Below are 25,220 nucleotides of genomic sequence, written 5' to 3'. Positions count from 1 at the left end.
GATCAGGAGAGTGACGTGCATCCTCTTCTGCGGCGGGGGCCCCGCGGACACGCCGCGGCGGCTGCGACGTGGCGCGTCCGGTGCGTGCCATCGTAGGCAGACTCGACCGGGTTTGACCTCACGGCCTCCCATCGCGTAACGTCATACAGCCGTTCCAGGTACTTTCGCGCGCCCTCGACCGGGCGCCGGAAACCTCGGAGCGCACGGCCGGTCCTCCGCTCGGGCGCCAAGCTCAGGAAGCCGGTCACCAGGACCTGCACAGTCGACCCGCGTCGGGCGGCGTGCCCCCCGACCCGACGTTTCTTGGAGCACCTCGTGAGCAAGCGGACCTTCCAGCCGAACAACCGCCGTCGTGCGAAGACCCACGGCTTCCGGCTGCGCATGCGCACCCGCGCCGGCCGCGCCATCCTGGCGGCCCGCCGCCGCAAGGGTCGCGTCGAGCTGTCGGCCTGACGCAGCCACCTGACTGACACGTGCTGCCAGCGGCGCACCGTCTGCGTCGTCCCGTCGAGTTCGAACGGACGGTGCGCCGCGGCGCGCGTGCAGGACGATCGACCGTGGTGGTCCACCTTCTCGTCGACGACGAGGGGGATGCGCCACCGCAGGTCGGTCTTGTCGTATCCAAGGCCGTGGGGAATGCCGTGCAGCGGAACCTGGTGAAGCGTCGCCTGCGGGCGCTGGTGCGCTCGCACGTGCTCGACGCCGCAGGATCCCTGCCGCCCCGCACCCGCGTCGTCGTGCGTGCGCTGCCGCCCGCGGCGTCCGCCACCTACGCGGAGCTCGGCCGCGACGTCTCCGGTGCGCTCGGCAAGGCCGCGCGCCGCGCGGCTGGCGACAGCACCTCCCCGCGCACCGCGAGCCCGGTATGAGGCTCGAGACCATCCGCGAGATCCCCGCCAGCGTGCTGGTGGGGATCATCCGCGTCTACCAGGTCGTGGTCTCCCCGATGACGGGCCCCACCTGCAAGTACTACCCCTCCTGCTCCCACTACGCCGTGCAGGCGCTGCGCACCCACGGTGCGCTGCGAGGGACGGGCCTGGCGCTCTGGCGCATCCTCCGCTGCAACCCCTGGAGCCTCGGCGGCGTGGACGACGTCCCGCCAGCCAGGCCGCGCACCCGCGGCGCCGACGACGGCGCGTCGCGGGCGACCGCGGCCGCTCAGGGCGCCGGCGACGACGTGCGCGACCACGCGCACCAGCACTGACCTCCCGGCCCGCGCCACCGGGTCCCCTGCAGACTTCCCTACCGAGGAGCCAAACCTGATGGACGGCGGGATCTTCGCACTTCTGTATCCGATCGAGTGGGCCGTGGCATGGGTCATGACCGGCTCGCACGCCCTCTTCACCACGCTCGGCCTGCCCGACGGCCCGGGGATCGCCTGGGTGCTGTCGATCGTCGCCCTGGTGATCGTCATCCGTATCGTCCTGATCCCGCTGTTCTTCAAGCAGATCAAGGCGTCCCGAGGCATGCAGCTCATGCAGCCCGAGATGCAGGCGATCCAGAAGAAGTACAAGGGCAAGACCGACCCGGCGTCCCGCGAGGCGATGACCCGCGAGACGATGGAGCTCTACCGCAAGCACGGGACGAACCCGTTCGCCTCCTGCCTGCCGATCCTGCTGCAGTCGCCGATCTTCTTCGCGCTGTTCCGGGTGCTCAACAACCTCGAGCGGATCTCGACGGGCGCGCACGCGCCCATCGGCCCCATCGACCAGCACGTCGCCGCCGACATCGAGTCCTCGACCCTGTTCGGCGCCCAGCTCTCCGACGTCTTCCGCACCACGGACTCGACCGTGTCCCGCCTCGTGGTGATCGGCCTGATCATCGCGATGTCCGCGACCACGTTCTTCACGCAGCGTCAGCTCACGATGAAGAACATGCCGAAGGCCGCGCTCGAAGGCCCGATGGCCAGCACGCAGAAGATGATGCTGTACATGCTGCCGCTGATCTTCGCGATCTCGGGCGTGAACTTCCCGGTGGGTGTGCTCATCTACTGGACGGTCACCAACATCTGGTCGATGGGGCAGCAGTTCTACACGATCAAGCGCATGCCGGCCCCCGGCTCCGAGGCCGAGCGCGTCCTCAACGAGAAGCGTGCCCGCAAGGCTGCTGCCAAGGGGATCGTCGCCGAGGAGACGCCGGACGAGCAGCCGGAGCAGCCGCGCGGCCAGCGCGTGCAGCCGCAGCGCAAGAACCGCAAGAAGAAGGGCTGAGCCATGACTGTGCACGAGGGTGACGTCAACCCGACCACGCAGCTCGAGGAAGAGGGCGAGGTCGCGGCCGACTACCTCGAGGAGCTCCTCGACATCGCCGACCTCGACGGCGACATCGACATCGACGTACGGCACGGCCGGGCGGCCGTCGAGATCGTTGCCGAGGAGGAGGCGTCCCTCGACCACCTCGTCGGTGATGACGGCGAGGTGCTGGAGGCGCTCCAGGACCTGACCAGGCTCGCTGTCCAGGCCCGCACCGGTGAGCGCAGCCGGCTCATGCTCGACATCGCCGGGTTCCGTGCCCAGCGGCGCGTGGAGCTGACCGAGATCGCCGAGGCAGCCGTGGCGAAGGTCAAGGAGTCGGGTACCGAGGTGGAGCTCGAACCGCTCAACGCGTTCGAGCGCAAGGTGGTGCACGACGTCGTCGCTGCCGCAGGTCTTGCGAGCGACTCGCGCGGTGTCGAGCCTGAGCGGTACGTCGTGGTGCAGCCGGTGGCCGGCTGAGGTCGCAGCTCAGGACAGCGCAGTCTGACGGTGGCGGGTGTCGGCAGGGCCGGCACCCGCCACCTGCATGACCGGGGTGCTGCAGCACCACCAGTCGGCCGGTGACATGCTGTGCCCCAGGACGACGATGTGTGGAAGCGCCCCGAGGGGCGAGCAGTGCGGCGAGAGGCTCGCCGTCTCACGGAGAACGAAGGACTGACAGGTGGCAGACCAGCGCAGCGCGATCTCGAGCGACGCCCAGGATCCCGCAGGCGGCGGTGCCGACGAGATCGTCGACGACACCGCTGACCGTGCGCTCGGCGAGAGCGAGCAGGTCCGAGCCTTCCTGGGCGACGCGTACGAGCGGGTCGCAGGGTTCGGGGACCTCCTCCGTGAGCAGGGCGAGCTGCGCGGTCTCATCGGCCCCCGTGAGGTCGGCCGGTTGTGGGAGCGCCACCTCCTCAACTCCGCGGCCGTGGTGCCCTACCTGCCGGCCAGGGGGACGCTGGTCGACGTGGGTTCCGGCGCCGGACTGCCCGGCATCGTGGTCGCGATGATGCGGCCCGAGCTCGACGTCCTCCTGATCGAGCCGATGGAGCGGCGCACCACCTGGCTGTCCGAGGTGGTGGAGCGCTTCGGACTCGGCAACGTCCAGGTGAAGCGTGGGCGGGCCGAGGAGTACCACGGTGCCTTCGAGGCCGACGTTCTCACTGCCCGTGCGGTCGCAAACCTCGCAAAGCTCGCTCGCCTGAGCATGCCGCTGCTGCGTCACGGTGGCGAGATGGTGATCCTCAAGGGCCGAAACGTGGCTCAGGAGATCGACCCCGCGCGCAAGGTGCTGCGGGCCTACAAGGCGTCTGAGCCGGAGATCCTCTCTGGCACGACCGTGGCAGGCGTCGAACCGACGACGATCCTGCGGGTCCGGCGCGGCTGACGGGTGTTCTGAGGGCGCGGTCCGAGCGTCGCTGGTCTGTCGCGGGCTGGTTGTGATGCTCGTGCGGGCGCCCGGGATCGACAGTTCCCCCCACCCGACGTTTCACGTGAAACAGGGCGTCCTCAAGGTGGCGGGCGCCCCACACTGAGGCAGGGTCCGGCAGCACGGCAGCACGGCGGCACGGCGGCGTGCCGGGGTGCGCTGCGTTCGGGGGGCCTCGGGGTACCGGCCGCAGCCGCCCGTAGTGCGGGCGCGCCGGTGTTTCACGTGAAACGGCCTTCCGTCCGCGCCCTCCGGCTGCCCTGGAGTGTTGTCGCGTGACATCACGATGCTGTGTGGCGTCGCGGGCTCGGCGCGGCGAGGCCGTAGGCTGTGGCTGGTCGTGTGCGGCGCCGTCTACCGGTCCCATCCGCAGCATCGGGCGCGTGCGCGACGCCAGGGAGACGTCGTCGACGAGAGGGACGTGAGCATGGCAACGGACGAGCGCAGGTGGCCGTGGAACCGCGTGGCCGCGCCGGCCGCCGATGACGCGCAGTCCGTGCCGGAGCCCGGCCCCACCAGCGGGTTCGCCGGAGCCGAGGGCACGTCTGTCCCACCTCAGGCTCGTCCCTCCGGCCCCTCCCCGGAGCCAGCACGAGTGACGTGGGTTGCGGAGGACGCGCAGCGCGCCGCGCTCATGGACAGCATCCCCGAGGTCGACGAGGACACGCCCCTCGCCGCCCAGCTTGCCTTCGATGCTCGGCGGCGCATCGAGCTGCAGGGTCGCCGATTCCCCAAGCCGGCCTCGACCCGCATCCTGACGGTGGCGAACCAGAAGGGTGGCGTCGGCAAGACGACGACCACCGTGAACCTCGCCGCAGGGCTGGCGCTCGCCGGGCTCAACGTGCTCGTCATCGACAACGACCCGCAGGGCAACGCATCGACAGCGCTCGGTCTGGAGCATCGTGCGGGCACGCAGTCGATCTATGAGGTGCTCGTCGAGGACGCGCCGCTCTCCAGCGCGATCCAGGCGTGCCCCGACATCCCCAGGCTGTGGGGCGTTCCCGCGACCATCGATCTGTCGGGGGCCGAGATCGAGCTCGTCTCCCTCGTTTCACGTGAAACACGCCTTCGGCGCGCGGTGGACGCGTACCTGCAGGAGCGGGTGGAGAAGGGGGAGGAGCCGATCGACTACGTGCTGGTCGACTGCCCGCCCAGTCTCGGTCTCCTCACCGTGAACGCCTTCGTGGTCGGCCGCGAGGTTCTCATCCCGATCCAGTGCGAGTACTACGCGCTCGAAGGCCTGACGCAGCTCCTCAAGACCATCGACCTGATCCGGGCACACCTGAACCCAGGCTTGTCGGTGTCCACGATCCTCCTGACGATGTACGACGGCCGTACCAACCTCGCGCAGCAGGTCGCCCAGGAGGTGCGATCTCACTTCCCGGAGCAGACCCTGCGGACCACCGTCCCGCGCTCCGTGCGCATCTCCGAAGCTCCGAGCCACGGCCAGTCGGTGATGACGTACGACCCGACCTCCACCGGTGCGCTCGCCTATCTTGAGGCTGCACGGGAGCTGGCCGAGCGCGCTTTCCAACGCGCTGACCTGCGGTGATGCGCGTAGTCTCGAACAGAGACGTCCGGGGGGCGGCGGTGCCGCGACCCGCTGAGACCCGCGTCGGAGGGCCCGACGAGCCTGCCGACAGACCACGACGATCACGAACACGAGTGTTGGAGCGAGGCGAGGAGGCGCGATGAGTGCTCAGAAGAGGCGCGGCCTCGGGCGGGGGCTGGGTGCACTGATCCCCTCCGGTCCGGAGGGGGAACGGCCTGTCGACGTGTTCTTCCCCGCAGGGGAGAAGGCGCCTGCGGGCGAGGAGCCGGCAGAGGAGAAGGAGGCGACGGAGCCGTCCGGTGCGGCTGCCTCGGGCAGCGCGCGGTCGACGTCATGGGACGCGGCGATGTCCAGCGGCCGGCTGGCCATCCGGTCGAGCGCTGCGCGAGGTGCGGACCGCACGGCTGCCAACGAGGCGTCGACGGACAGCCTCGAGCTCCCGCAGGTCGACGCGAGCGAGAGCCCGTCAGCGATCGACGGTCTCACCAGCGGCCCGAGCGACCTGGCCACCGTCACACCGATCGGTGGGGTACGGGTGCCGCACGATGCGCTCGCGAGCAAGGGTGCGGCGAACGCGGTGGTCGACGCAGCGTTCGCGGGCATCGGCGATGGCACGCCCGCGGGGGAGGCCGGGGCCTCGACCGGGAGCTCGGGCGGTTCCGACACGGACCTGGTGCCCGTCCCCGGCGCCAGCTTTGCGGAGATCCCCGTCTCGTCCATCCGGCCGAACACCTGGCAGCCACGCACCGTCTTCGACGAGGCGGACCTGGACGAGCTCGTGGAGTCGATCAAGGAGATCGGCGTCCTGCAGCCGATCGTCGTCCGGCCGGATCGCTCTGAGACAGGACGTTTCGAGCTGATCATGGGCGAGCGACGCTGGCGTGCGTCGCAGCTCGCCGAGATGGAGACCATTCCCGCGATCATCCGGGAGACCGACGACGCGGACATGCTCCGCGACGCGCTTCTGGAGAACCTGCATCGGGCTCAGCTCAACCCCCTCGAGGAGGCTGCCGCCTATCGTCAGCTCCTCGACGACTTCGGCTGCACGCACGAAGAGCTTGCGGCACGGATCGCCCGGAGCCGTCCGCAGATCTCGAACACGCTGCGGCTCCTGAAGTTGCCGCCCCTGGTCCAGCGCCGAGTGGCGGCAGGCATTCTCTCCGCAGGACATGCGCGCGCGCTCCTCGGCCTCACGGACGGCGCCGAGATCGAGCGGCTCGCGCAGCGCATCGTCTCCGAAGGACTTTCGGTGCGCGCCACCGAGGAGATCGTCACGATGATGACGGCGGGTGGCGAGGAGAGCAAGCGTCGTGCACCCCGGGCGGGGCAGAGGAGTGCCGCTGCGGACGAGCTCGCGGGGCGGCTCTCCGACCGGTTCGAGACGCGTGTGAAGATCCAGGTGGGTAAGTCGAAGGGGCGGCTCACGGTCGAGTTCGCCTCCGTCGAGGACCTCAACCGGATCCTCGCTGTCATGGCTCCGGACGACCCAGGGCTGCTCAAGTCCTGATCCGTGCCTCCCACGGGCCCCTGTTTCACGTGAAACAGGGGCCCGTGGTCGTTGGCGGCATGACACTCCGGTGGGGCGGCGCCGTGGTCACCGACCTGCGCGGAGTCCTGCGGTTGCCCTCTCACGAGGGCTCGGTCATACCTCCCGCTGGAGCACGACCGGGAGCGAGGCGACGCGCGGCGACGAACTGTGGCGGCCGGTGACGCACCGGATTGGTTCAGGGCGCCTGCCAGGGGGCGTCCGCGGGCGTCGGAGCTGATGTGACGGCTTCACGTGACAGGCGGACGACACGGATCAAGGGCCAGGGCATGTCGTGCTCACGTGCGAGGCGCAGCACCGGAGGGGGAGCGCGCGTCGGGATACCGGATGCGCAGGGGGCGCGGTGCTGTGAGGTAGCACTGACGGCGGCCGGGCACTGCGCCGTCCGTCAGGAGGTTCGCCTGGCCGTAGGGAGCAGGGGCCATGGGCATGGGACGGGAGGCGGGCCTCAGATGACGGCATCGAGGCATCGCGGATGGTCCGGTGCTTCCTGGGTACTCCTTGGCGGCTCGGCGCCGGCCCGTAGAGGGCACTGCGTGCGCTGAGGACGGATGGACGGGCGCGGCGAACGGCGTCAGGTCCGGGCGGGGGCAGTGCAGGTAGCCGAGCGCGGCACCCCACGACTCTGGTGCTGGACGACCCGGTGGGAGCCGCACCACGACGCTGCGGTACCGGTGTCCCGTGTAGTTGCACGTGGTCGCCTGTGCAATCAGTCGCGGTACGAAGGAACCGCGTCGTTTCACGTGAAACGCAACTGGCTTCACCGAGGGATGGATACGGAGCGAGCCTCGGGAATCAGGCAGGGAGACAGGTCTGACTGCACGAGGCGGTTGCCGCAGGGCGGGTGGCCGCACGATCGGACATCCTCTCAGCCAGCGGGGGATCCGAGGAGAGAGCCGGAGGAGCACTCGTCCGGCCCGGGCGACGCCCTCGCGGGGGCCGGGCTCGCGCACCCGAAGCGCCAGGGCCGAGTGGTTGACCTGCCGCCGGGGCAGAACCGGTCGGCCGAGCGGAACAGGCCCCGCAGCGGTGTTTCACGTGAAACGAGACCGCCCGACAAGACGGGTGTCGTGTCAGGTCTCGCAGGCGACGGCACGGCCTGCTCGGGCAGCGGCGTGAAGGCGCCACCTCGATGCGGGACGTGGCGGGGCAGCCGTCCGTCGACGGAGGGGCGCCTCCACTGGCACTGCACGACCCACCAGGAGAGGCCGTCGGTGTGATCGCGCTGCCAGAGTCGGACTCGGGAGACAGGGCTGGATATGGGTGCGTGGATGGGGGCATCGGAACTGCCGCGGTTCGGGTGTAGCCAGCCTGAGGGACGTACAGCACCTCCAGACGAGCGGTCGATGCCGGATGCGGCCCGAGCTGCCGACCGAACATGAGCGCCGGGCTCGGCACTGAACCCGGCCCAGGTACTGGTCCGGGCGGGGTTGTTTCACGTGCAACAACCAGCCATAGCGAGCCCCGTCGGCTCAGCCCCCACCAAGAGCACCGTGCCTGACAAGGAGTGGTGGGCTCGCAGTGAGGCGTCGCCTCCGACCGTTCGTCTGGCGGGTGACCTACCTGGAACCCTTCACCTCGGCCCTGCACCGCTCGGATCCCTCCTGGGGACGGCCATTCGCCGGTTCTCGGGAGACAGATGGTCGGGCCACCAAGGGCACCGACAGGTGGGCCAGAGACCAGCCAGAGACCAGCCAGAGCGAGCGATGACAGCGCCGCAGTGCCGCACCGGGCCCCGACCGTTTCACGTGAAACGACCACACCCAGAGCTCCGTCAGGGCCTGCCCGCCATCAACGGCGATCCGGGGCGGGTAGGGCCGTGAGTACCGCACCGACCCACCATGCCGGCACGGGGAGGCCGCGGTCGTTTCACGTGAAACGACCCTCAAGGTCGACCCGAACGCAGTGCCCCGGACGCCTAGCGACGCACGGAGGTCAGCGCCTGCTCCGCGATGGAGCGATACAGCGCCGGGACGTCGTGCCCAGCAGCGACGACGGCCTGGGGGAACAGCGAGGTCTCGGTCATGCCGGGAGCGACGTTCACCTCCAGCACGGTGGGTGCGCCGTCGGGTCGAACGATCATGTCCGTGCGGGACAGGTGCCGCAGGTCGAGCGCTCGGTGAGCGGCGACGGCGTCGGTCGCCACCTGCCTGGCGACGTGGTCGTCGAGGCGGGCAGGGGCGAAGTACTCGACTCGACCGGCGTTGTAGCGGGCGTCGTAGTCGTAGGTGCCGTCGACGACGATCTCGACAGGGGGGAGGGCTGTGGGGCCGGTGGGGCTGTCGATGACGGAGACGGCGACCTCGATGCCGTCGACAGCCTGCTCGATGAGCGCGCTGCCGCCGTACGCGAAGCAGTCGACCATCGCTCGGGCGAGGTCTTCCCGGCGCTGCACGCGGGTGACCCCGAGCGCGGACCCGCCCCGGGTGGGCTTGACCACGACGGGAAGGCCGAAGCGCTCGACCACCGCGTCGAGGACGGCGGCGGCTCCAAGGTCGCGGAAGAGCTCCTGGGGGAGCGTGAGCCATTCGGGCGTCGTGAGGCCGGCCTGCTGGAGTCGCTCCTTGGCGATGGGCTTGTCCCAGGCGGCACGGCTCGCGCGAGGGCCGGTACCCACATAGGGGACGCCGGCGAGCTCGAGCACGTCGCGCAGCGACCCGTCCTCACCCCCGGCGCCGTGGAGGAGCGGCCAGACCACGTCGGGACGGGTGGTGCGCAGGAAGCCGAGGAGATCGGCGTCGACGTCGTGCAACCGCACGTCGACGCCGGCGGCGCGCAGGGCTTCGGCGACGCGACGCCCGGAGCGGAGCGACACGTCACGCTCGTGGGAGAGGCCGCCGGCGAGCACGGCCACGGAGAGGTCGGTGCCGTGAGCGGGTGCGGTGCTGGAGGTGCCCGTGAGGCCGGGGGCGACGACGTCGGGCGCCGCAGGCGTGGTGGCGGGGGTGGGAGGAGTCATGGGTGCGTCACCTGTCGCGAGGGCTGGCGGTCTCAGGCCAGGTTGGGGGAGGGGTGCTCGGCGTCGCGGGGGTCGTCGTCGGGCTCGGCGTGCGTGCCGAAGAGCCGCACGAGATCGGCCTCGCTGTTGACGACGGAGGCGAGGCGGCGCACGCCTTCGCGGATGCGTTCCGGCGTGGGGTAGCAGAAGGAGAGGCGCATGTGGTCGGCGCCTTGACCGTCGTAGAAGAACGCGGTCCCGGGCACGTAGGCGACGCGTTCGGTCACGGCACGCGGCAGCATGGAACGGGCGTCGAGGCCGTCGGGCAGCCGGACCCAGACGTAGAAGCCGCCGTCCGGCACGTTCCAGCTGGCGGAGGGCAGGTGCTCGGACAGCGCCCCGACCATGGCGTCGCGACGCTCGCGGTACATCTCCCGGTACGCCTTGATCTGGCCACGCCAGTCGCAGGTGGCCAGGTAGGTGGTGATGGCCATCTGCGAGGCGTTCGACGGCGAGAGGATTGACGACTCGCTGGCGAGCACGAGCTTCTCCCGCACGGCGTGGGGAGCGATGACCCAGCCGACGCGGTACCCGGGGGCGAACGTCTTGGAGAACGAGCCGAGGTAGACGACGCCCTCGTCGTCGAAGGCGCGCAGGGCGGGGAGCGGCTCGCGGTCGAACCCGAGCAGGCCGTACGGGTTGTCCTCGATGATGAGCACGCCGTGCCGCTTGCAGATCTCCAGGACCCGCTGGCGGCGCTCGAGGCTGAGCGTCACACCGGCGGGGTTGTGGTAGTTGGGGATGGTGTAGAGGAACTTGACGCGCTGCCCGGCTGAGCGCGCCTGGACGATGGCCCTCTCGAGGGCCTCGGGCACCAGGCCGTCGGCGTCGAGGGGGACGTGCTGCACCTGTGCCTCGTAGGAGCGGAACACACCGAGCGCGCCCACGTACGAGGGCGCCTCGGCGAGGACGACGTCACCAGGGTCGACGAAGATCCGTGTCACGAGGTCGAGACCCTGCTGGGATCCGGTGGTGACGACGACGTCGTCGGGGTGGGCGTCGGTGATGCCCTCGAGGGCGACGATCTCGAGGATGCGCTCGCGCAGCTCCTCGTCGCCCTGGCCGGAGCCGTACTGGAGGGCGGTGGTGCCCTTGGTGGCGATGAGACGCTGCACGGCCTCGCCGATCACGTCCAGGGGGAGGCCCTCGATGAACGGCATGCCGCCGGCGAGCGAGACGACCTCGGGCCGGTTGGCGACGGCGAAGAGCGCGCGGATCTCTGAGGCGCGCATGCCGTGGGCGCGGGCGGCGTACGAGCCGAACCAGGGGTCGAGACGCGTGCCCGCGCCGCCCGCGGCTGTTGCCGAGGCCGCAGGGCCGCCGGGCGGGGCGGGCGCGGCGGCCGCGCTGGGCGCCGGAGTCGTGGCGGGCTGCGTGGGCGTCGTGTCGTGCGTCATCGAGGCCTCCGGCTCTCGGACGATCCCGGTGTCGACTCCGGGGCGGGCGGGGACGAGCAGCCAGCCTTGCGCGGGCTGGTAGTCGATGACCTGGCCGGCCTCGCGCAGCGTGCGCTCGACGTGCTCGAGGTTGCGGCGTTCCTCGCCGGTGAGGGTGCGGCCCTGGGCGCGCCGGTGGTAGGCGAGGATGGCGCGCCGGTATCCGCTGGAGCGGTGCTCCGGGCGCACGTCCCAGGGGACGACGCGCCGGGTGGAGTGCTGGGGCGGGACGTCGGTGTGGCGCTGGCGGAAGGTGGAGATGGCCTGGGGCGAGACCTCGATGCCTTCGTGCTCTCGCAGGTGCTCCACGATGGCGCGCGGACCCATGCCTTCGCGGAGGAGGCGGGTGACGAGCTCGGCGGGCAGCTTGCGCGGCATGCGAGGCACGCTACACCACACAGATCAGTCACAAGAAGAACGTGACACGCCCCAGCGCCGTACGTGATTGTGCTGTGAACCATGTGCGTGGGTCCATGCCGGGCCATCGCCGCAGGTCAGCGCGTCGGAGAGCGCAAGAGGCCGGCAACCCTCCGCGGGCTGCCGGCCTCCGGCGACACGGCGTGCGCGACGGCACGCCGTCCCAGCTGTCAGGACAGGACGGGCTCGATCTCCTCGAGCAGCGCCTTCTTCGGGCGGGCGCCCACGATGGACTTCACGAGCTCGCCGCCCTTGTAGATGTTGAGCGTCGGGATCGACACGATGCCGTACGCCATGGTCGTCGCCTGGTTGGCGTCCGTGTCGAGCTTGGCCACCTTGAGACGCCCGGCGTACTCGTCGGCGATCTCCTCGAGGATCGGGGCCACCATGCGGCACGGGCCGCACCAGGTGGCCCAGAAGTCGACCACGACGGGGATGTCGGAGTCGAGCACCTCGGCCTTGAACGTGTCGTCCGTGACGGCGACCGTGCTGCGCGTGGTCTCGTCGGTCATGCGGTTGCTCCTTCGCGGGGACGACGTCGGGACGGGCCCGTCGTCAGGAACGGGACGGGTGGCGATCAGCCGACCTGCTCGAGAGCGGCCGGCAGCCCGTCGGGGTTGGGCACCTGCGGCGTGCCGGCGAGGTCTGCCTCGCCCTCGTCGTCGGCCAGCGCCGTCAGGTAGTGCTGGGCGTCGAGCGCGGCCGAGCAGCCCGAGCCGGCGGCGGTGATCGCCTGCCGGTAGGTGTGGTCGACGACGTCACCGCAGGCGAACACGCCGGGCAGGTTGGTACGGGTCGAACGACCCTCGACCACGATGTAGCCCTCGTCGTCGAGCTCCACCTGACCCTTGACGAGCGCGGTGCGCGGCTCGTGGCCGATCGCCACGAACAGCCCGGTCACGGGCAGCTCGCGGGTCTCGCCCGTCACGGTGTCGCGCAGCGTGATCGCCGAGACCTGGTTCTCGCCCGTGATGCCGGCGACCTCGCTGTTCCAGGCCATCTCGATCTTCGGGTTCGACAGGGCGCGCTCAGCCATGATCTTCGACGCACGCAGCGAGTCGCGGCGGTGCACCAGGGTCACCTTGGAGGCGAACCGCGTGAGGAACGTGGCCTCCTCCATGGCGGAGTCCCCGCCACCGACGACGGCGATGTGCTGGTCGCGGAAGAAGAACCCGTCGCAGGTGGCGCACCAGGAGACACCGCGGCCCGACAGCCGCTTCTCGTCCTCCAGGCCCAGCTCGCGGTAGGCGGAGCCGGTGGCGAGGATGACGGCGCGGGCGCGGTACGTCTCGCCGCCGCCCGTGACGATCGTCTTGACGTCGCCCGCGAGCTCGACCTGCTCGGCGTCGTCCCACACGACCTGGGCACCGAACTTCTCGGCCTGCTCCCGCATCTTGTCCATGAGGTCGGGCCCCATGACGGCGTCGGGGAACCCGGGGAAGTTCTCCACCTCGGTCGTGTTCATCAGGGAGCCGCCCGCGGTGACCGAGCCGGCGAGCACGACGGGCGCGAGGCCGGCGCGTGCGGCGTAGACCGCTGCGGTGTAGCCCGCGGGGCCCGAGCCGATGATGACGACGTCGTGCACGGTGGTCACTGCGGTGTCAGCGGCCTGGTCAGTCACGTTCTCTCCTTCTCGCACGGCTCACCGGCTCGTCGTCAGGCCGACGACGGCTGCGGTGCACCGCCTGCGTAACACGTACGGTGGCGTCGATGTTCCGCCCTGGAGCCGTGCGGTGGCGCCAGGGCGGTGGGGGTGTCACTGGGGCAGGATCTCGTTCAGCTCGAGCCGGAACCTGCCCTGGGTGCTGGGCAGCTCGCTGATCCACAGGACGAACTGGTCGCCCACGACCGGCTCGTCGAAGGTGAGCTCGGTGGTGGGGCTGAACGCACCCGAGGCGAGGACGGGGCCCTCGGTGGGGTTGTCCGGCGTGGTCTGGCGGACCTCGACGTGGCCACCCTCGCTGTTGGTCGTGAGGGTGATCGCGGTGACGGGGGCCGGCTCGCGCAGCGTGATGGCGTAGCCGACGCCCGGCTTGAGCCGGCCGAACTCCGCGCTGTTGTAGGTGAAGGTGTACCAGAACGTGGACGGGTCGCCGTCGACGGCCAGCGCCTCGAACTCCGGCTTCTCGGGCTGCCCGGTGGGGCTGACCTGCTGGCCGCTCGCGATGACGGGTCGCGCCTCGGGCGTGGGCTGCTCTTCCGGCGTGGGGGCGCTGTCGCCGCCCGACGCGGCCCCGCCATCACCCTCGGCGGGCGCGCTGGCCGTGGGGCTGGCGTCGACGATCGCCGGCTCGAGCGGTGAGAACGCCTTCGACACGGCCCACCCGGCGCCCAGGACGACGCCCAGCACCACGATGGTCAGCACGATGGGCGTGGGGTTGACCCCGCGCCGCGGGGACGGCTCGGACGCGAACCCCTGCGGGGCGGCGCCGGGCGGAGCGGGAGGTGGCACCGCGGGGCCCTGGGGCACCTGCCCCTGCGGGTAGCCCTGGGGCTGCCCCTGCTGCCCGAAGCCGTACGCGTACTGCGCGGTCGCCTGCGGGTCCTGCGGGACGGGGTTCTGCGCGGCAGGCGCTCCCTGCCACCCGTTGTCCCAGCCCGCCTGTGGTGCCGGTGCGGGGTAGGCCTGGGTCGGTGCGCCGTAACCGTACGGCGTGGCGGGCGGGGGCGGTGGCGGGACCGCCGCGGTCTGGGCGGCGGCGCTGCCCGCGCCGGCGCCCACGGCGCCCGCACCGACGGCGCCGACGCTGCCAGCCCGCGCGATGCGACCGGTGGTGCGCCGCACGGGTGCGCCGGGAGCCGCCTGCGCAGCCGCGCCGCGCACCGACTGGCGCACGGGCGCGCCGCCGACGGCCGTGCGCTGTGCCGTCTCCGCGGTCGCTGCCGTGAGCGAGACCTCGTCCCACGGCTTGAGCGCGTCGGCCACGGCCGCCGGCGAAGCGGGTGCGTCGTCGTCACCGCCGAGGGTGCGGCGCACCAGCTGGTCGAGCACCGGGTCGACGTGCGGCACGAGCATCGCGAGCGGCACGACGTCGCCGTGCTCGTCCTGCTGCGCCGGTAGCGGCAGCACGGTGTGCGGGGCGATCCACGGCTCGTCGAGGCTGTCGCCCGCCCAGCGCGCGGTGAGGGCGTAGTAGGCGAGCGCGGCGAGGTCGCGCGCGTCGGAGGCCGCGCCGTCCTCCCCGGTGGCGTCGACGCCCGCGAGACCGGCGTCCAGCCCCAGCCCGGTGACGACGACGCGGCGGCCGTCCACGCGCACGGCGTCCGGACGCAGGGCCAGGTGGTGCACGCCGCGGCCAGCGGCGGCGTCGAGCGCCGTGGCAGCCTCCCCGACGACGGCGCGGACCTGCTGGGCGTCGACCAGCCCGTTCGAGACGATCTCCGTCAGCGTGGAGCCGGTGTACGGCTCCGTGATGACGTACGGCAGCTCGACACCGCGCAGCGTGGTCCGGCCGACGTCGAGCACCCGCGCCAGGCGCGGGTCCGACACCAGGGCGGCCCGGCGGGCCGCGTCGAGCGCCTGGGAGGCGTGCACGCCGCCCAGGAACGTCACCCGGACCGGCTTGTCCAGGATCTGGTCGCGCGCCTGCCAGACGACGGCGTCGGCGAGGTCGCTCGTGGTGGGGTGCTCGAGGCGGTATCGGTCGACCAGCACGGCCCCCGCCTCCATGACTGCAGGCACGGGGCCCTCGGCAGCGGGCGTCGTGCCGCCGGGCGGTACGGTGCTCACCAGGCCTCCTCGTTCGCGTGTCGGTGGGCGTGAGCCCTGACGGGTCCATTCAACCGGACGTCGGGCGGACCCTCGGTCTCTCGTCGCAGTCCGTTCATCGTAGGGGTGCGGCACCTGGCCGGTCCCGCACCGGGGGCGCGGCACCGGGCGACGGCCACGGCACCTTCACCCGTCGTGCACCTCTCGTCGCGCTCCGCCGGTCCGTGCGCACCGCCACGGCAGGGCGCTACCGCCGCCGCACCCGGCGCAGCACCGGGCCCAGGGCGTCGTCGAGCTCCCGCACCCGCAGCGCCTTGAGCAGCACCCCGTAGACGGCGACCATGACCACCCCGACCACGGCGGTGACGAGCACCGCGTGCCCCCAGGTCAGGGCGGCGTCTGCACCGAGGAGGCGCATCGTCCCCCACCCCGCCAGGCCGGCCACGGTGGCCGAGATCCCGGCGCGGACGTACAGGCGCAGCACGCGGGCGCCGTCGATCCCGTGGAGCTTGCGCCGCATGCCGCGCACGCGCAGCAGCACCGAGATCCACGTCGACAGCGCGTACGCGCCGCCCGCGGCCACGGCCCAGCGCTCCACCGGCAGCAGCACGGTCGCCGCCCACAGCGCCAGCACCATGCTCACCGTGGCGAAGATCTGGATGACGAAGATGCTGCGCCCGTCCTCGAACGCGAAGTACATGCGCCGCACCATGACCGTCGCGCCCAGCGCCACCAGGCCCAGCGCCATCGCCCGCAGCACCGGCGCACCGGCGTCGACCATCTCGGGGCTCGCCGTCGGCAGCAGCGCCTTGGTGAGCGGTGCGGCCAGCACCAGCATCACCGCCGCGGAGAACACGGAGAAGACGCCCGCGGACCTCAGCCCCAGGGACATGTCGCGGCGCACGCCGTCCAGGTCGCCCTCGGCCACCGCCGCGCTCATGCGGGGGAACAGCGCGGTGATGATCGAGACCACCACGAGGGAGTGCGGCAGCAGGTAGATCGTCATCGCGTTCGTGTAGGCCGCGTTGCCCGCCGCGAACTCGCCGGCCGCGGCGGCCGCCTGGCCCGCCGCACCCGTGACGTTCTTGAGGTACGTGACCCCCACCTGCTCGAGGACCACCGCGCCGAGCGTCCAGCCCACCACCTTGCCGGCCGAGCGCAGCCCGATGCCCCGCAGGCCGAGCCGGAAGCGCCAGCGGAACCCCGACCGGCGCAGCGGGACGATCAGCAGGAGCGCCTGGGCGGCGATGCCCAGCGTCGCCGTCCCCGCCAGCACGGCGGTCTGCGCCGTCGTCCACCCCGCGACGTCGCTGATGCCGCGGTCGGGAGCCGTGCCCCACACCAGGAGGAAGACGCCGAAGCCGACCAGGGAGACGACGTTGTTCGCCACGGGCGCCCATCCGTACGCCCCGAACTGGCCGCGGGCGTTGAGCACCTGGCCCAGCAGCGTGAACAGGCCGTAGAAGAAGACCTGCGGCACGCACCACAGGGCGAAGACGAGGGCGAGGTGGCGGTTCTGGTCCGTCCACTGGTCGCTGAGCGTCATCAGGTGGACGATCCACGGCATCAGCGCCGCCAGCACCACCGTGACCGCCAGGATGCCCAGCCCGGAGAGCGTCAGGAGCTTGTCCAGCCGCTCCTGGGCGTTCTCCGCCTTCATCGCACGGAGGATCTGCGGCACGAGCACCGCCTGGAGCACCCCGGCCGCGATGAGGGCGAAGAGGATGTTGGGCAGCGTGTTGCCGATGTCGAACGCGTCGGCGACCACGCCGCCCGTGCCGATCGCGCCGACCAGCAGCATGGTGCGCACCTGGCCCGAGGCGCGCGACGCCGCGGTGCCGAGCGTCATGAGGATCGAGCCGCGGCGCAGGTTCGCGCTCTTCGCCCCCGGCGCCCCCTGGCCCGTACCGGGCCCGCCGGCAGACCCGGGGCTGGTACGGGCGCCCGTGGTGTCGGGCGCGACGGCGGGGTCGGGGACCCCAGGGGTGCCCGGGGGCCGCGCCGCCCCCGGGACGGCCCCGGTGACGTCCTCGGCGGGGACCCCCGGCGTGGTGCTGTCGCTCATGCCTGCCTCTCGGCGTCGGTGGACCCCACCGCCTGGGCGTCGGCGGGGTTGACGGGTGCGGGGACGTCGGTGGTGGTGCGCCGTGGGGAGCGGCCCCGCCGCACGGTGCGCCAGATGCCCACCAGGAACAGCAGCCCCACGCCCGCGGCGACGACGACGGTGCCCGCCGTCTCCCAGCCCGCCCGCACGCGCACCTCGAGCGACGCGGGCTCCGCGGCCTGGAACCCCGTGGGGGTGAGCACCTGGATCTCGATCTCGACGTCGCCCGAGGCGATGGCGCGCACCGGCACGTTGACGGTGGCCGCGCCGTTCGCGGGCACGGTGGCGGTAGGCCACGCGTCGACCACGAGCCGTGGGTCGTCCGGCCGCAGCACCACCGTCACCGTGGCGTCCGTGGGCAGGTCGTTGCGGACCACCACGGGCAGGTCGCCAGCGGCGCTGATCAGGGAGAGCACCGTGCGGGGCACCACCGTGACGGAGCGGCGCTGGGCCGCCGCGACGTCGAGCGCCACGGTCACCGCGGCGTCGCGGGCCTGCGGCACCGACCGCCACGCCACCGACAGCGGAGCGACGACGGAGGGCAGCGTCTGGGACGTCACCGCCTGCGGGTCGGGGGAGACGGTCGCCAGCTCCGTCAGCTCGGCCCGTGCCGCGTCCAGGCGCCGGACGGCGTCGGGGGACAGCTCGGCGGGCTGCGGTGCCAGGTCGTCGATCCCCGCCCGGACGACGTCCGCCGTGGGCGTCGAGAGCAGCTCGTTCAGGGGCACGACGCTCACCCAGCCGGACGCCGTCAGAGCGCTCAGCTCGTTGCGCAGCGCGGTCAGGTCCGGCGTCCAGCCCCGCGGCAGCGCGACGACGAGGTGCGCCTCCTCGGTGGACTGCGTCGCCACCACGGCGGTCTCGGCCAGCAGCCGCTGCACCGCCTCCGCCGTGGTCAGCGGCTCGTCCGTGGCCGCAGCACGCCGGTCTGTGCCCGCGGCCAGCACCTGCCCGAGCGCCTCGTCGCCCACGAGGGCCGTCACCTCCCCGGTGGCCGTCTCCACCCGCGCGAGACCAGGCGACGTGCGCGCCGTCGACAGGCCGGTCGGCAGGACGACGGTCTCCAGCCCGGCACCGCGCGCACCGTCCAGGGTGGCGAGGTCGGCATCGGCACCCCCGGCCGGCCACGCCAGCGGCGACCCCCACGTCTCGGGGACGCTCCACCCGCCCCGCAACGGCGTGGTGACGGTGGCCGCCAGGGCGTGCGGGGGAAGGTCGGCGTGGGCGAGGGCGGCGAGGTCCGGGTCGTACGGTGGCAGCGGGTGCACGTCGGTGTGCTCCGCCATCGAGCCCACGCGCGCGGCCCACGCCGAGAGCGCCGAGTCCTCCGAGGCCGAGGCGTCCGCGACCACCGCCGGGTCCACCGCGAGGGCCAGCGCCCCCCGCGTCCCGGTCGCCTGCGCGGCCGCCTCGACGGCGTCGAGCACCCGCGAGAGGGAGCCTTCGCCGGCCGTCGCCTCGGCGAGGTCGTCCTCGGCCAGCGTGTCGGCCGGGTCGAGAGCCGGGCCCGTCACGGGTGCGAGCAGGCTCAGCCGGACCTGGTCGTCCGGATCGAGCCTCGCGGCGTCCTCGGCCGGGTCCGGGTCCCACAGCAGGAACGTGTGCAGCGACGCCACGACCGACCCCGACGCGTCACGGAGCGCCACGGACATCTCGCGCGGGCCGCGTGCCGCCGTCCCCAGGGCGAGGCGGTCGACCGGGAGCTCGATGCGCACGTCCGTGCTCGCGCCGGGGGCGACGGACGCCACCGGCGCGCTGGTCATCGGGGTGGCGAGCCGTGAGGTGCTCTCCGTCCACCCCGCGAGCTCGGTGCGCGACTGGATCGCCTTCCACCCCGCACCGAGGTCAAGGCTCGCGTCGTCGAGCGTGCGAGCACCCGGGTTCGTCACGCGGACCGTGACCGCGAGCGTGTCCCCCGGGCGAGCCACCTGCGGGGTCACCTGCTGGAGCTGCAGCGTGGGGGCGCCGTCGTCCGCCACCGCCCGGGCGGGGCCACCGGCCCGGCTCCCTGCCTCGCCCCCTCGGGAGAGCGCCGACGGCGCAGCCGGGGCTGCCGCGGAAGCACCCGTCGTCGGACCCGCCAGAGCCGGCGCCAGACCGGCCCCGACCACCAGGGCGGCTGCGGCCAGGGCACGGACGAGCCGACGTCGGACGGGCGCTCGGGGCGCTCTGGGCGCTCGGGTCACTGCGCCGACCCCGGCAGCGTCAGGCCAGGGGTGCGGGCGAGCAGCTGCCGCGCCACCACGGCGAGCTTCTGCTCGTTGGGGTACGACAGGCGCTCGGCGAGCTCGTCCACCGGCACCCAGAACGCGTCCTCCGCCTCGCCGTCGGGATCGCCCTCGACCGTGAGCGTGCCGCCCGTCATGCGCAGCAGGTAGTGGTGCACCACCTTGTGGACGCGGCGCGTCTCACCGCTGAACCAGTAGTCGATGACGCCGAGGGTGGTGCGGATCTCGCCGACGATGCCGGTCTCCTCGTGCACCTCGCGCACCGCCGCCTGCTGCGGGGTCTCCTCGCCCTCGAGATGCCCCTTGGGCAGGCACCACTCCAGCCGGCCGGCACGGTTGCGCCGCACGATCACCGCGGCCTGCGGGCCTGTCTCGCCGTCAGCGGCAGGCCGCACCACCACGCCGCCCGCCGACGTCTCCTCAACCACCGGCAGGTGCTGCTGCGGAGGGGTCGACGGCGGCAGCGGGCCCAGGCCGCCCGAGCCCGGCGCGGCGCCCGGCGCCGGCCGCAGCGTGGACGGGTCGACCCGCAGCGGGCTGCCTCCGGGAGGAGCCGGGACCCCACGCCCCGGAGGTCCGGGCACGGGGCGTGCGGGGTGCTGCCCACCGTTCGCCTGTGCCGCAGAAGACATGGCGCCAACCCTACCGAGTGCCCGCAGGCGTCCCGACCGGCGCTGCGCGGCCGCTGTGCGCGGCCGCCCTGCGCAGCATCGCCGCCGATCGGGAAGAATGGGGCGCCGTGTCGACCCCTGAGCAGGAACTGCTGCGCCGCGCCCTCGCCGTGCTGACCTCCATGGCCCCCGCGGCGATCGAGCTCGGGGAGGTGTTCAAGGCCGCCGGGCACGAGCTCGCGCTCGTCGGCGGGCCGGTCCGTGACGCGTTCCTGGGCCGCACCAGCAACGACCTCGACTTCGCGACGTCCGCCACGCCCGACGAGACGCAGGAGCTCCTCGCGCGCTGGGGCGACGCCCACTGGGACATCGGCAAGGAGTTCGGCACCATCGGCGCCCGCCGCTTCGCGCGCGGGACCGGGGCCCAGGGCGCCGACGTCGTCGTCGAGGTCACCACCTACCGGTCCGACCAGTACGACCCCGCCTCCCGCAAGCCGGTGGTCGCGTTCGGCGACACCCTCGACGGCGACCTGTCCCGCCGCGACTTCACGGTCAACGCGATGGCCGTGCGGCTGCCCGACCTCACCTTCGTGGACCCGTTCGACGGGCTCACCGACCTCGCGCGCGGCCTGCTGCGCACACCCATCGCCCCCGAGCGCTCGTTCGACGACGACCCGCTGCGCATGATGCGTGCCGCCCGCTTCGCCGCACAGCTCGGGTTCGACGTCGACGCCGGCACGCTGGCCGCCGTCGTCGCCATGGCCGGGCGGATCGACATCGTCTCCGCCGAGCGGGTCCAGGCCGAGCTCACCAAGCTGCTGCTCGCCGACAAGCCCCGCAAGGGGCTCGAGGTGCTCGTGGACACCGGCCTGGCCGACCACGTGCTGCCCGAGCTGCCCGCCCTCCAGCTCGAGATCGACGAGCACCACCGCCACAAGGACGTCTACCAGCACTCCCTGACCGTGCTCGAGCAGGCCATCGCCCAGGAGACCGGCCCCGACGGCCCCGTCCCCGCCCCGGACCTGGTGCTGCGCCTCGCGGCCCTGCTGCACGACGTCGGCAAGCCCGCCACGCGCCGGTTCGAGCCCGGCGGCGGCGTCTCGTTCCACCACCACGAGGTGGTGGGAGCCAAGCTCGCCGCCAAGCGGCTCAAGGCGCTCAAGTACGAGAAGCAGGTCGTCAAGGACGTCTCGCGCCTCGTGGAGCTGCACCTGCGGTTCCACGGGTACGGCGACGGCGCCTGGACCGACTCGGCGGTGCGCCGCTACGTCACCGACGCCGGGCCCCTGCTCGAGCGGCTGCACCGCCTCACCCGCGCCGACTCCACCACCCGCAACCGCCGCAAGGCCCAGCGGCTCTCCGACGCGTACACGGACCTGGAGGAGCGGATCGAGGCGCTGCGTGCCCAGGAGGAGATCGACGCCATCCGGCCCGACCTCGACGGCACCCAGATCATGCAGATCCTCGGTATCCGCCCCGGCCCCGAGGTGGGGCAGGCGTACAAGCACCTGCTCGGCCTGCGGATGGAGCACGGGCCCCTCGGCCCGGAGCGGGCCGAGGAGGAGCTGCGCGCCTGGTGGGCCGCCCGCCGGTAGCCGCCGGCTGCCGCCCGACTGCTGCTGCTGCCACCCGCCGTCGGCGGCTACGGCATGTCACGCAACCACCGCTGGTTGCATGACATGCCGTAGCCACCGACGCCGGAGCCCGACGCCCGTCGCCCGCTGGGCGACGGCGTGGCGTCAGTGCGCCATCGGCGCGCCCGGCGCCGTCGCCGGCTTGCGCAGCGTGACACCCAGCGCCAGCACCACCAGCATCACTGCGCCGCCCACGAGGAACGCGATGCGCGCCCCACCGGTCAGCGCCTCTGCCCCGGACGCCCCGCCACCGAGCAGCGACGCCTCCCGCGCCGTCACGACGGCGATGAACATCGCCGTGCCGGCGGCTCCGGCGAGCTGCTGCACCGTGCCGATGGCGGCCGAGCCGTGCGAGTAGAAGCGCGGCGTGAGGGACCCGAGCGCCGTGGTGAACAGCGGCGTGAACACGAAGGCCAGGCCGAGGCTGAGCACCACGTGCGCGGCCAGCACGAACCACCACGTCGTCTGCGGGGTCACGGTGGCGAACCCGGCGAACGCCACGACCACCAGGAGGGTGCCCGGCACGATGAGCGGGCGCGGCCCCACCCGGTCGTAGAGGTTGCCGACCACGGGGCCGAGGAGGCCCATCGCCAGACCGCCGGGCAGCAGCATCAGGCCGGTGGCCAGCGGCTCCAGGCCGAGGGCGCGCTGCAGGATGAGCGGCAGCACGATGAACGCGCCGAACATGGCGAGCATGCTGGCGGCCATCGCGCCGAGACCGGTGGAGAACCCGCGGGAGAGGAACACGCGCAGGTCCAGCAGGGCGTCGTCCGAGCGGGCGAGCACGAGCTGGCGCCACACGAACAGGGCCAGGAACGCGGCGCCGCCCACGATGGGGAGCGCCGGGTTGACGGGGACGTGACCGCCGGCGGCCTCACCGAGGCTGGACAGGCCGTAGACGAGCCCGCCGAACCCGAGGGCGGCGAGCAGCAGGGAGAGCACGTCGAGCGGCTTGTGCGCCCGCTCGGCGAAGTCGCGGACCATGATGCCGCCCACCACGAGCGCGGCCACGGCGATGGGCAGCACCACGCCGAACACGCCGCGCCAGCCGAGCGGGCCGAGCACCGCGCCGGAGAGCGTGGGGCCGAGGGCCGGGGCGGCGGCGATGACGAGGGAGACGTTGCCCATGACCTTGCCGCGGTGGTGCGGCGGCACGAGGTTCATCACGGTGGTCATGAGCAGCGGCATCATGATCGCGGTGCCGCTGGCCTGGACGGCACGGGCGACCAGGAGCACGGTGAACCCGGGGGCGAGGGCGGCGAGCAGGGTGCCGGCGGTGAACAGCGACATCGCCAGCAGGAACGACACCCGCGTGCCGAACCGCTGCAGCAGGAACCCGGTGGCCGGGATGACCACGGCCATGGTGAGCATGAAGATCGTGGTGAGCCACTGGCCGGTGGAGGCCGTGACGTGCATGTCCTCCATGATCTGCGGCAGCGCCACACCCATGGTGGTCTCGTTGAGGATGACCACGAACGCCGAGGCGATGAGCAGGGCGATCACGGTGAGGTGCTCGCGGGGCAGGCGGTCCGACGGCGCCGCCGTGGGCGCGCTGCCGGGCGTGGCGGTCGGGGGCTGCGGGGGGCCCGCCTGCGGTGCAGGCGTGGGCGGGGCGGACGCGGCGTCCATGGGGGTCCTCCTGGTGGCTTCACGGGTGACCGCGGCGACGCTGCTCACGACCTTGGGTGACTACGTCTGATCAGGCTGCGGTATTCCCTGCGAGGGGGTCGACTCCTTTTCCCGGCGGGACTCATCGGTGCCGGCACCGGGCACGGCGAGCGTCGGGGACACGTCGGCGGGCACCCGCGCCCCACGCGTCCACAGCAGCACGGCGGCGACGACGTAGGCGGCAGCGAGGACGCCGAACAGCTCGCGCGACCACCCCGTGTCCGGCACGGCGAACGCCGCCAGCGCGGCGGCGCCCACGAACGCGGCGTTGTACAGCACGTCGTAGAACGCGAAGGCCCGCCCGCGCACGTCGTCGTGGGTGTCGCGCTGCACCACGGTGTCGACGGCGATCTTGGCGCCCTGGGCGGCAAGACCCAGCAGAGCGGCGCCGGTGAGGACGACGGCGCGCTCCGGCGTCGTCATCAGCAGCACCTGGGAGGCGGCCGCGAGCAGCAGCATGAGAGCGATCCACACCTGCGGGCCGGTGTACCGGGACAGGGTGGGCGTCAGGAGGACGGCGCCGGCGCCGCCCACGCCCGTCATCCCGATGACGAGCCCGAAGGTGGCCAGCCCCGCGGCGGTGTCGCCGGGGGAGGTGAGCAGGTTGCGCGCGATGAGGATCGACGCGATGAACACGATGCCGTACAGGAAGCGGTGCGCCGCCATCGCCATCAGCGCCTGCCCCGGGGTGCGCCGAGCGGCGAGGTAGCGGGCTCCGCCCGCCAGGTTGCGGACGACGGCGGCCAGCTCGCCGCGCAGGTCGCCGCGCGCCGGGTGCTCGGGCCCGAGCTGGTCCGGGGCCAGCCGCAGCGCCAGCAGGGAGGCGGCACCGAAGACGACGGCGGCGCACAGCAGCGCCGAGGCGTCGTGCACCCGGCCCTCCGGCAGGGCGAGACTCAGCACGAACCCGACGCCGCCGCCCACGAACGCCGCGCCCGCGCCGAGCGTCGGGGTGAGGGAGTTGGCCGTCAGCAGCAGCGGCCCGTCGACGACGCGGGGCAGCCCGGCGGACAGGCCCGCCAGCAGGAACCGGTTGACGGAGAGGGCGGCGAGGCCCAGCACGATCACCCAGGCCGACCCGCCGCCCACCGAGAGCATCACGGTACCCATCGCGAGCGTCACCACCAGGCGCACGGCGTTGCCCCACACCAGCACCTGCCGTCGTCGCCACCGGTCCAGCAGCACGCCCGCGAACGGCCCGACGACCGTGAAGGGCGCGAGCATCACGGCGAACGCCCCGGCGATGCCCGCGGCCGAGCCCTGCGACTCCGGGGAGAAGAAGAGGAGCGAGGCGAGCCCCACCTGGAACATGCCGTCGCCCGCCTGGGAGACGAGCCGGACGGCGAAGAGCTTGCGGAAGCCGGACAGGCGCAGGAGGGCCCGCAGCTCGGAGAGGACACCCACGCCGCCCACCCTATGCGTGGGGCGTGCGGTCGGCCGGGACGCCCCGCACCGCCGTCGGCGCCGGACGGTTCCCGGTACGGCACGACCGCGGCCGGCCAGCAGGTGCTGGCCGGCCGCGGTCGGTCGGAGAGCTACGGGCGGGTGCCTCGTTCCTCGGCCCCCACCCTGCGCTGCGCTCCGGTCAGCGCGCACACCCTGTGGTCGCGCCGACCTGCGCTCCGCTACGGGCGGGTGCCTCGTTCCT

At 72.8% G+C, this 25,220-nt stretch carries 18 protein-coding genes and 1 pseudogene; 9 read left to right on the top strand and 10 right to left on the bottom strand.

Annotation, left to right across the window (positions count from 1 at the left end; all coding sequences use genetic code 11):
• The first annotated feature begins 315 nt into the window (after nt 1-315).
• The 8 genes from rpmH to DNL40_RS09160 all read left to right on the top strand — a co-directional run bounded on the left by rpmH (nt 316) and on the right by DNL40_RS09160 (nt 6,728).
• Nucleotides 316-453, top strand: a complete 138-nt coding sequence (gene rpmH, locus DNL40_RS09195; protein ID WP_012895733.1) for a 50S ribosomal protein L34 — start codon at nt 316-318, stop codon at nt 451-453.
• Nucleotides 454-473: 20 nt separating this feature from the next.
• Entirely contained in the window at nt 474-869 is a 396-nt protein-coding gene (gene rnpA, locus DNL40_RS09190) for a ribonuclease P protein component (protein WP_111250950.1), read from the top strand.
• The gene (gene yidD / locus DNL40_RS09185; RefSeq protein ID WP_111250949.1) at nt 866-1,204 is read left to right on the top strand and encodes a membrane protein insertion efficiency factor YidD; all 339 of its coding nucleotides are present in this window, start codon (nt 866-868) and stop codon (nt 1,202-1,204) included. The genes rnpA and yidD overlap by 4 nt, the downstream gene beginning before the upstream one ends.
• A 58-nt stretch (nt 1,205-1,262) precedes the next feature.
• Nucleotides 1,263-2,210 carry a membrane protein insertase YidC gene (yidC, locus tag DNL40_RS09180; RefSeq protein ID WP_111250948.1) on the top strand — a complete coding sequence of 316 codons (948 nt, stop codon included), beginning with the start codon at nt 1,263-1,265 and terminating at the stop codon, nt 2,208-2,210.
• A gap of 3 nt (nt 2,211-2,213) precedes the next feature.
• Nucleotides 2,214-2,714 (top strand): Jag family protein, encoded by a 501-nt coding sequence (locus tag DNL40_RS09175; protein WP_111250947.1) that lies wholly within the window; start codon nt 2,214-2,216, stop codon nt 2,712-2,714.
• Nucleotides 2,715-2,916: 202 nt separating this feature from the next.
• The gene (gene rsmG / locus DNL40_RS09170; RefSeq protein ID WP_245885798.1) at nt 2,917-3,627 is read left to right on the top strand and encodes a 16S rRNA (guanine(527)-N(7))-methyltransferase RsmG; all 711 of its coding nucleotides are present in this window, start codon (nt 2,917-2,919) and stop codon (nt 3,625-3,627) included.
• A gap of 676 nt (nt 3,628-4,303) precedes the next feature.
• Nucleotides 4,304-5,221, top strand: a complete 918-nt coding sequence (locus DNL40_RS09165) for a ParA family protein (RefSeq protein ID WP_111251013.1) — start codon at nt 4,304-4,306, stop codon at nt 5,219-5,221.
• A 346-nt stretch (nt 5,222-5,567) separates the two neighbouring features.
• Nucleotides 5,568-6,728, top strand: coding sequence for a ParB/RepB/Spo0J family partition protein (locus DNL40_RS09160; RefSeq protein WP_425450770.1), 1,161 nt, complete (start codon nt 5,568-5,570; stop codon nt 6,726-6,728).
• 1,957 nt (nt 6,729-8,685) lie between these two features.
• On the opposite strand, the gene DNL40_RS09155 is transcribed toward DNL40_RS09160, so the two are convergent.
• From DNL40_RS09155 to DNL40_RS09120, 8 genes and pseudogenes are all read right to left on the bottom strand, one after another.
• A complete protein-coding gene (locus tag DNL40_RS09155) occupies nt 8,686-9,726 on the bottom strand; it encodes a D-alanine--D-alanine ligase family protein (protein WP_111250945.1) in 1,041 nt (346 codons plus the stop codon).
• Between the two features lie 32 nt (nt 9,727-9,758).
• A pseudogene (locus DNL40_RS09150) lies at nt 9,759-11,075 on the bottom strand (aminotransferase-like domain-containing protein); the annotation flags it as partial.
• A 713-nt stretch (nt 11,076-11,788) separates the two neighbouring features.
• Nucleotides 11,789-12,130, bottom strand: coding sequence for a thioredoxin (trxA, locus tag DNL40_RS09145; RefSeq protein ID WP_111250944.1), 342 nt, complete (start codon nt 12,128-12,130; stop codon nt 11,789-11,791).
• A gap of 65 nt (nt 12,131-12,195) precedes the next feature.
• Nucleotides 12,196-13,239, bottom strand: a complete 1,044-nt coding sequence (gene trxB / locus DNL40_RS09140; RefSeq protein WP_111250943.1) for a thioredoxin-disulfide reductase — start codon at nt 13,237-13,239, stop codon at nt 12,196-12,198.
• Nucleotides 13,240-13,374: 135 nt separating this feature from the next.
• Nucleotides 13,375-15,348 (bottom strand): protein kinase family protein, encoded by a 1,974-nt coding sequence (locus tag DNL40_RS09135; RefSeq protein ID WP_111250942.1) that lies wholly within the window; start codon nt 15,346-15,348, stop codon nt 13,375-13,377.
• 226 nt (nt 15,349-15,574) lie between these two features.
• Entirely contained in the window at nt 15,575-17,392 is a 1,818-nt protein-coding gene (locus tag DNL40_RS09130; protein ID WP_245885797.1) for a lipid II flippase MurJ, read from the bottom strand.
• Nucleotides 17,389-19,617, bottom strand: coding sequence for a DUF6049 family protein (locus tag DNL40_RS09125; protein WP_111250941.1), 2,229 nt, complete (start codon nt 19,615-19,617; stop codon nt 17,389-17,391). The genes DNL40_RS09130 and DNL40_RS09125 overlap by 4 nt, the downstream gene beginning before the upstream one ends.
• Nucleotides 19,614-20,291 (bottom strand): NUDIX hydrolase, encoded by a 678-nt coding sequence (locus DNL40_RS09120; RefSeq protein WP_111250940.1) that lies wholly within the window; start codon nt 20,289-20,291, stop codon nt 19,614-19,616. Before DNL40_RS09120 ends, DNL40_RS09125 begins: the two co-directional genes overlap by 4 nt.
• A gap of 107 nt (nt 20,292-20,398) precedes the next feature.
• On the opposite strand from DNL40_RS09120, the gene DNL40_RS09115 reads away from it, so the two are divergent.
• Nucleotides 20,399-21,865 (top strand): CCA tRNA nucleotidyltransferase, encoded by a 1,467-nt coding sequence (locus DNL40_RS09115; protein ID WP_111250939.1) that lies wholly within the window; start codon nt 20,399-20,401, stop codon nt 21,863-21,865.
• Between the two features lie 144 nt (nt 21,866-22,009).
• Here DNL40_RS09115 and DNL40_RS09110 read toward each other — a convergent pair whose 3' ends face one another.
• Both DNL40_RS09110 and DNL40_RS09105 read right to left on the bottom strand, forming a co-directional pair.
• Entirely contained in the window at nt 22,010-23,533 is a 1,524-nt protein-coding gene (locus DNL40_RS09110) for a DHA2 family efflux MFS transporter permease subunit (RefSeq protein ID WP_111250938.1), read from the bottom strand.
• Between the two features lie 60 nt (nt 23,534-23,593).
• Entirely contained in the window at nt 23,594-24,976 is a 1,383-nt protein-coding gene (locus tag DNL40_RS09105; RefSeq protein WP_111250937.1) for an MFS transporter, read from the bottom strand.
• Nucleotides 24,977-25,220: the final 244 nt, after the last annotated feature.

The organism is Xylanimonas oleitrophica, from assembly GCF_003244315.1.
Lineage (GTDB): Bacteria > Actinomycetota > Actinomycetes > Actinomycetales > Cellulomonadaceae > Xylanimonas_A > Xylanimonas_A oleitrophica.
This window is presented reverse-complemented; position numbering and strand designations above follow the sequence as displayed.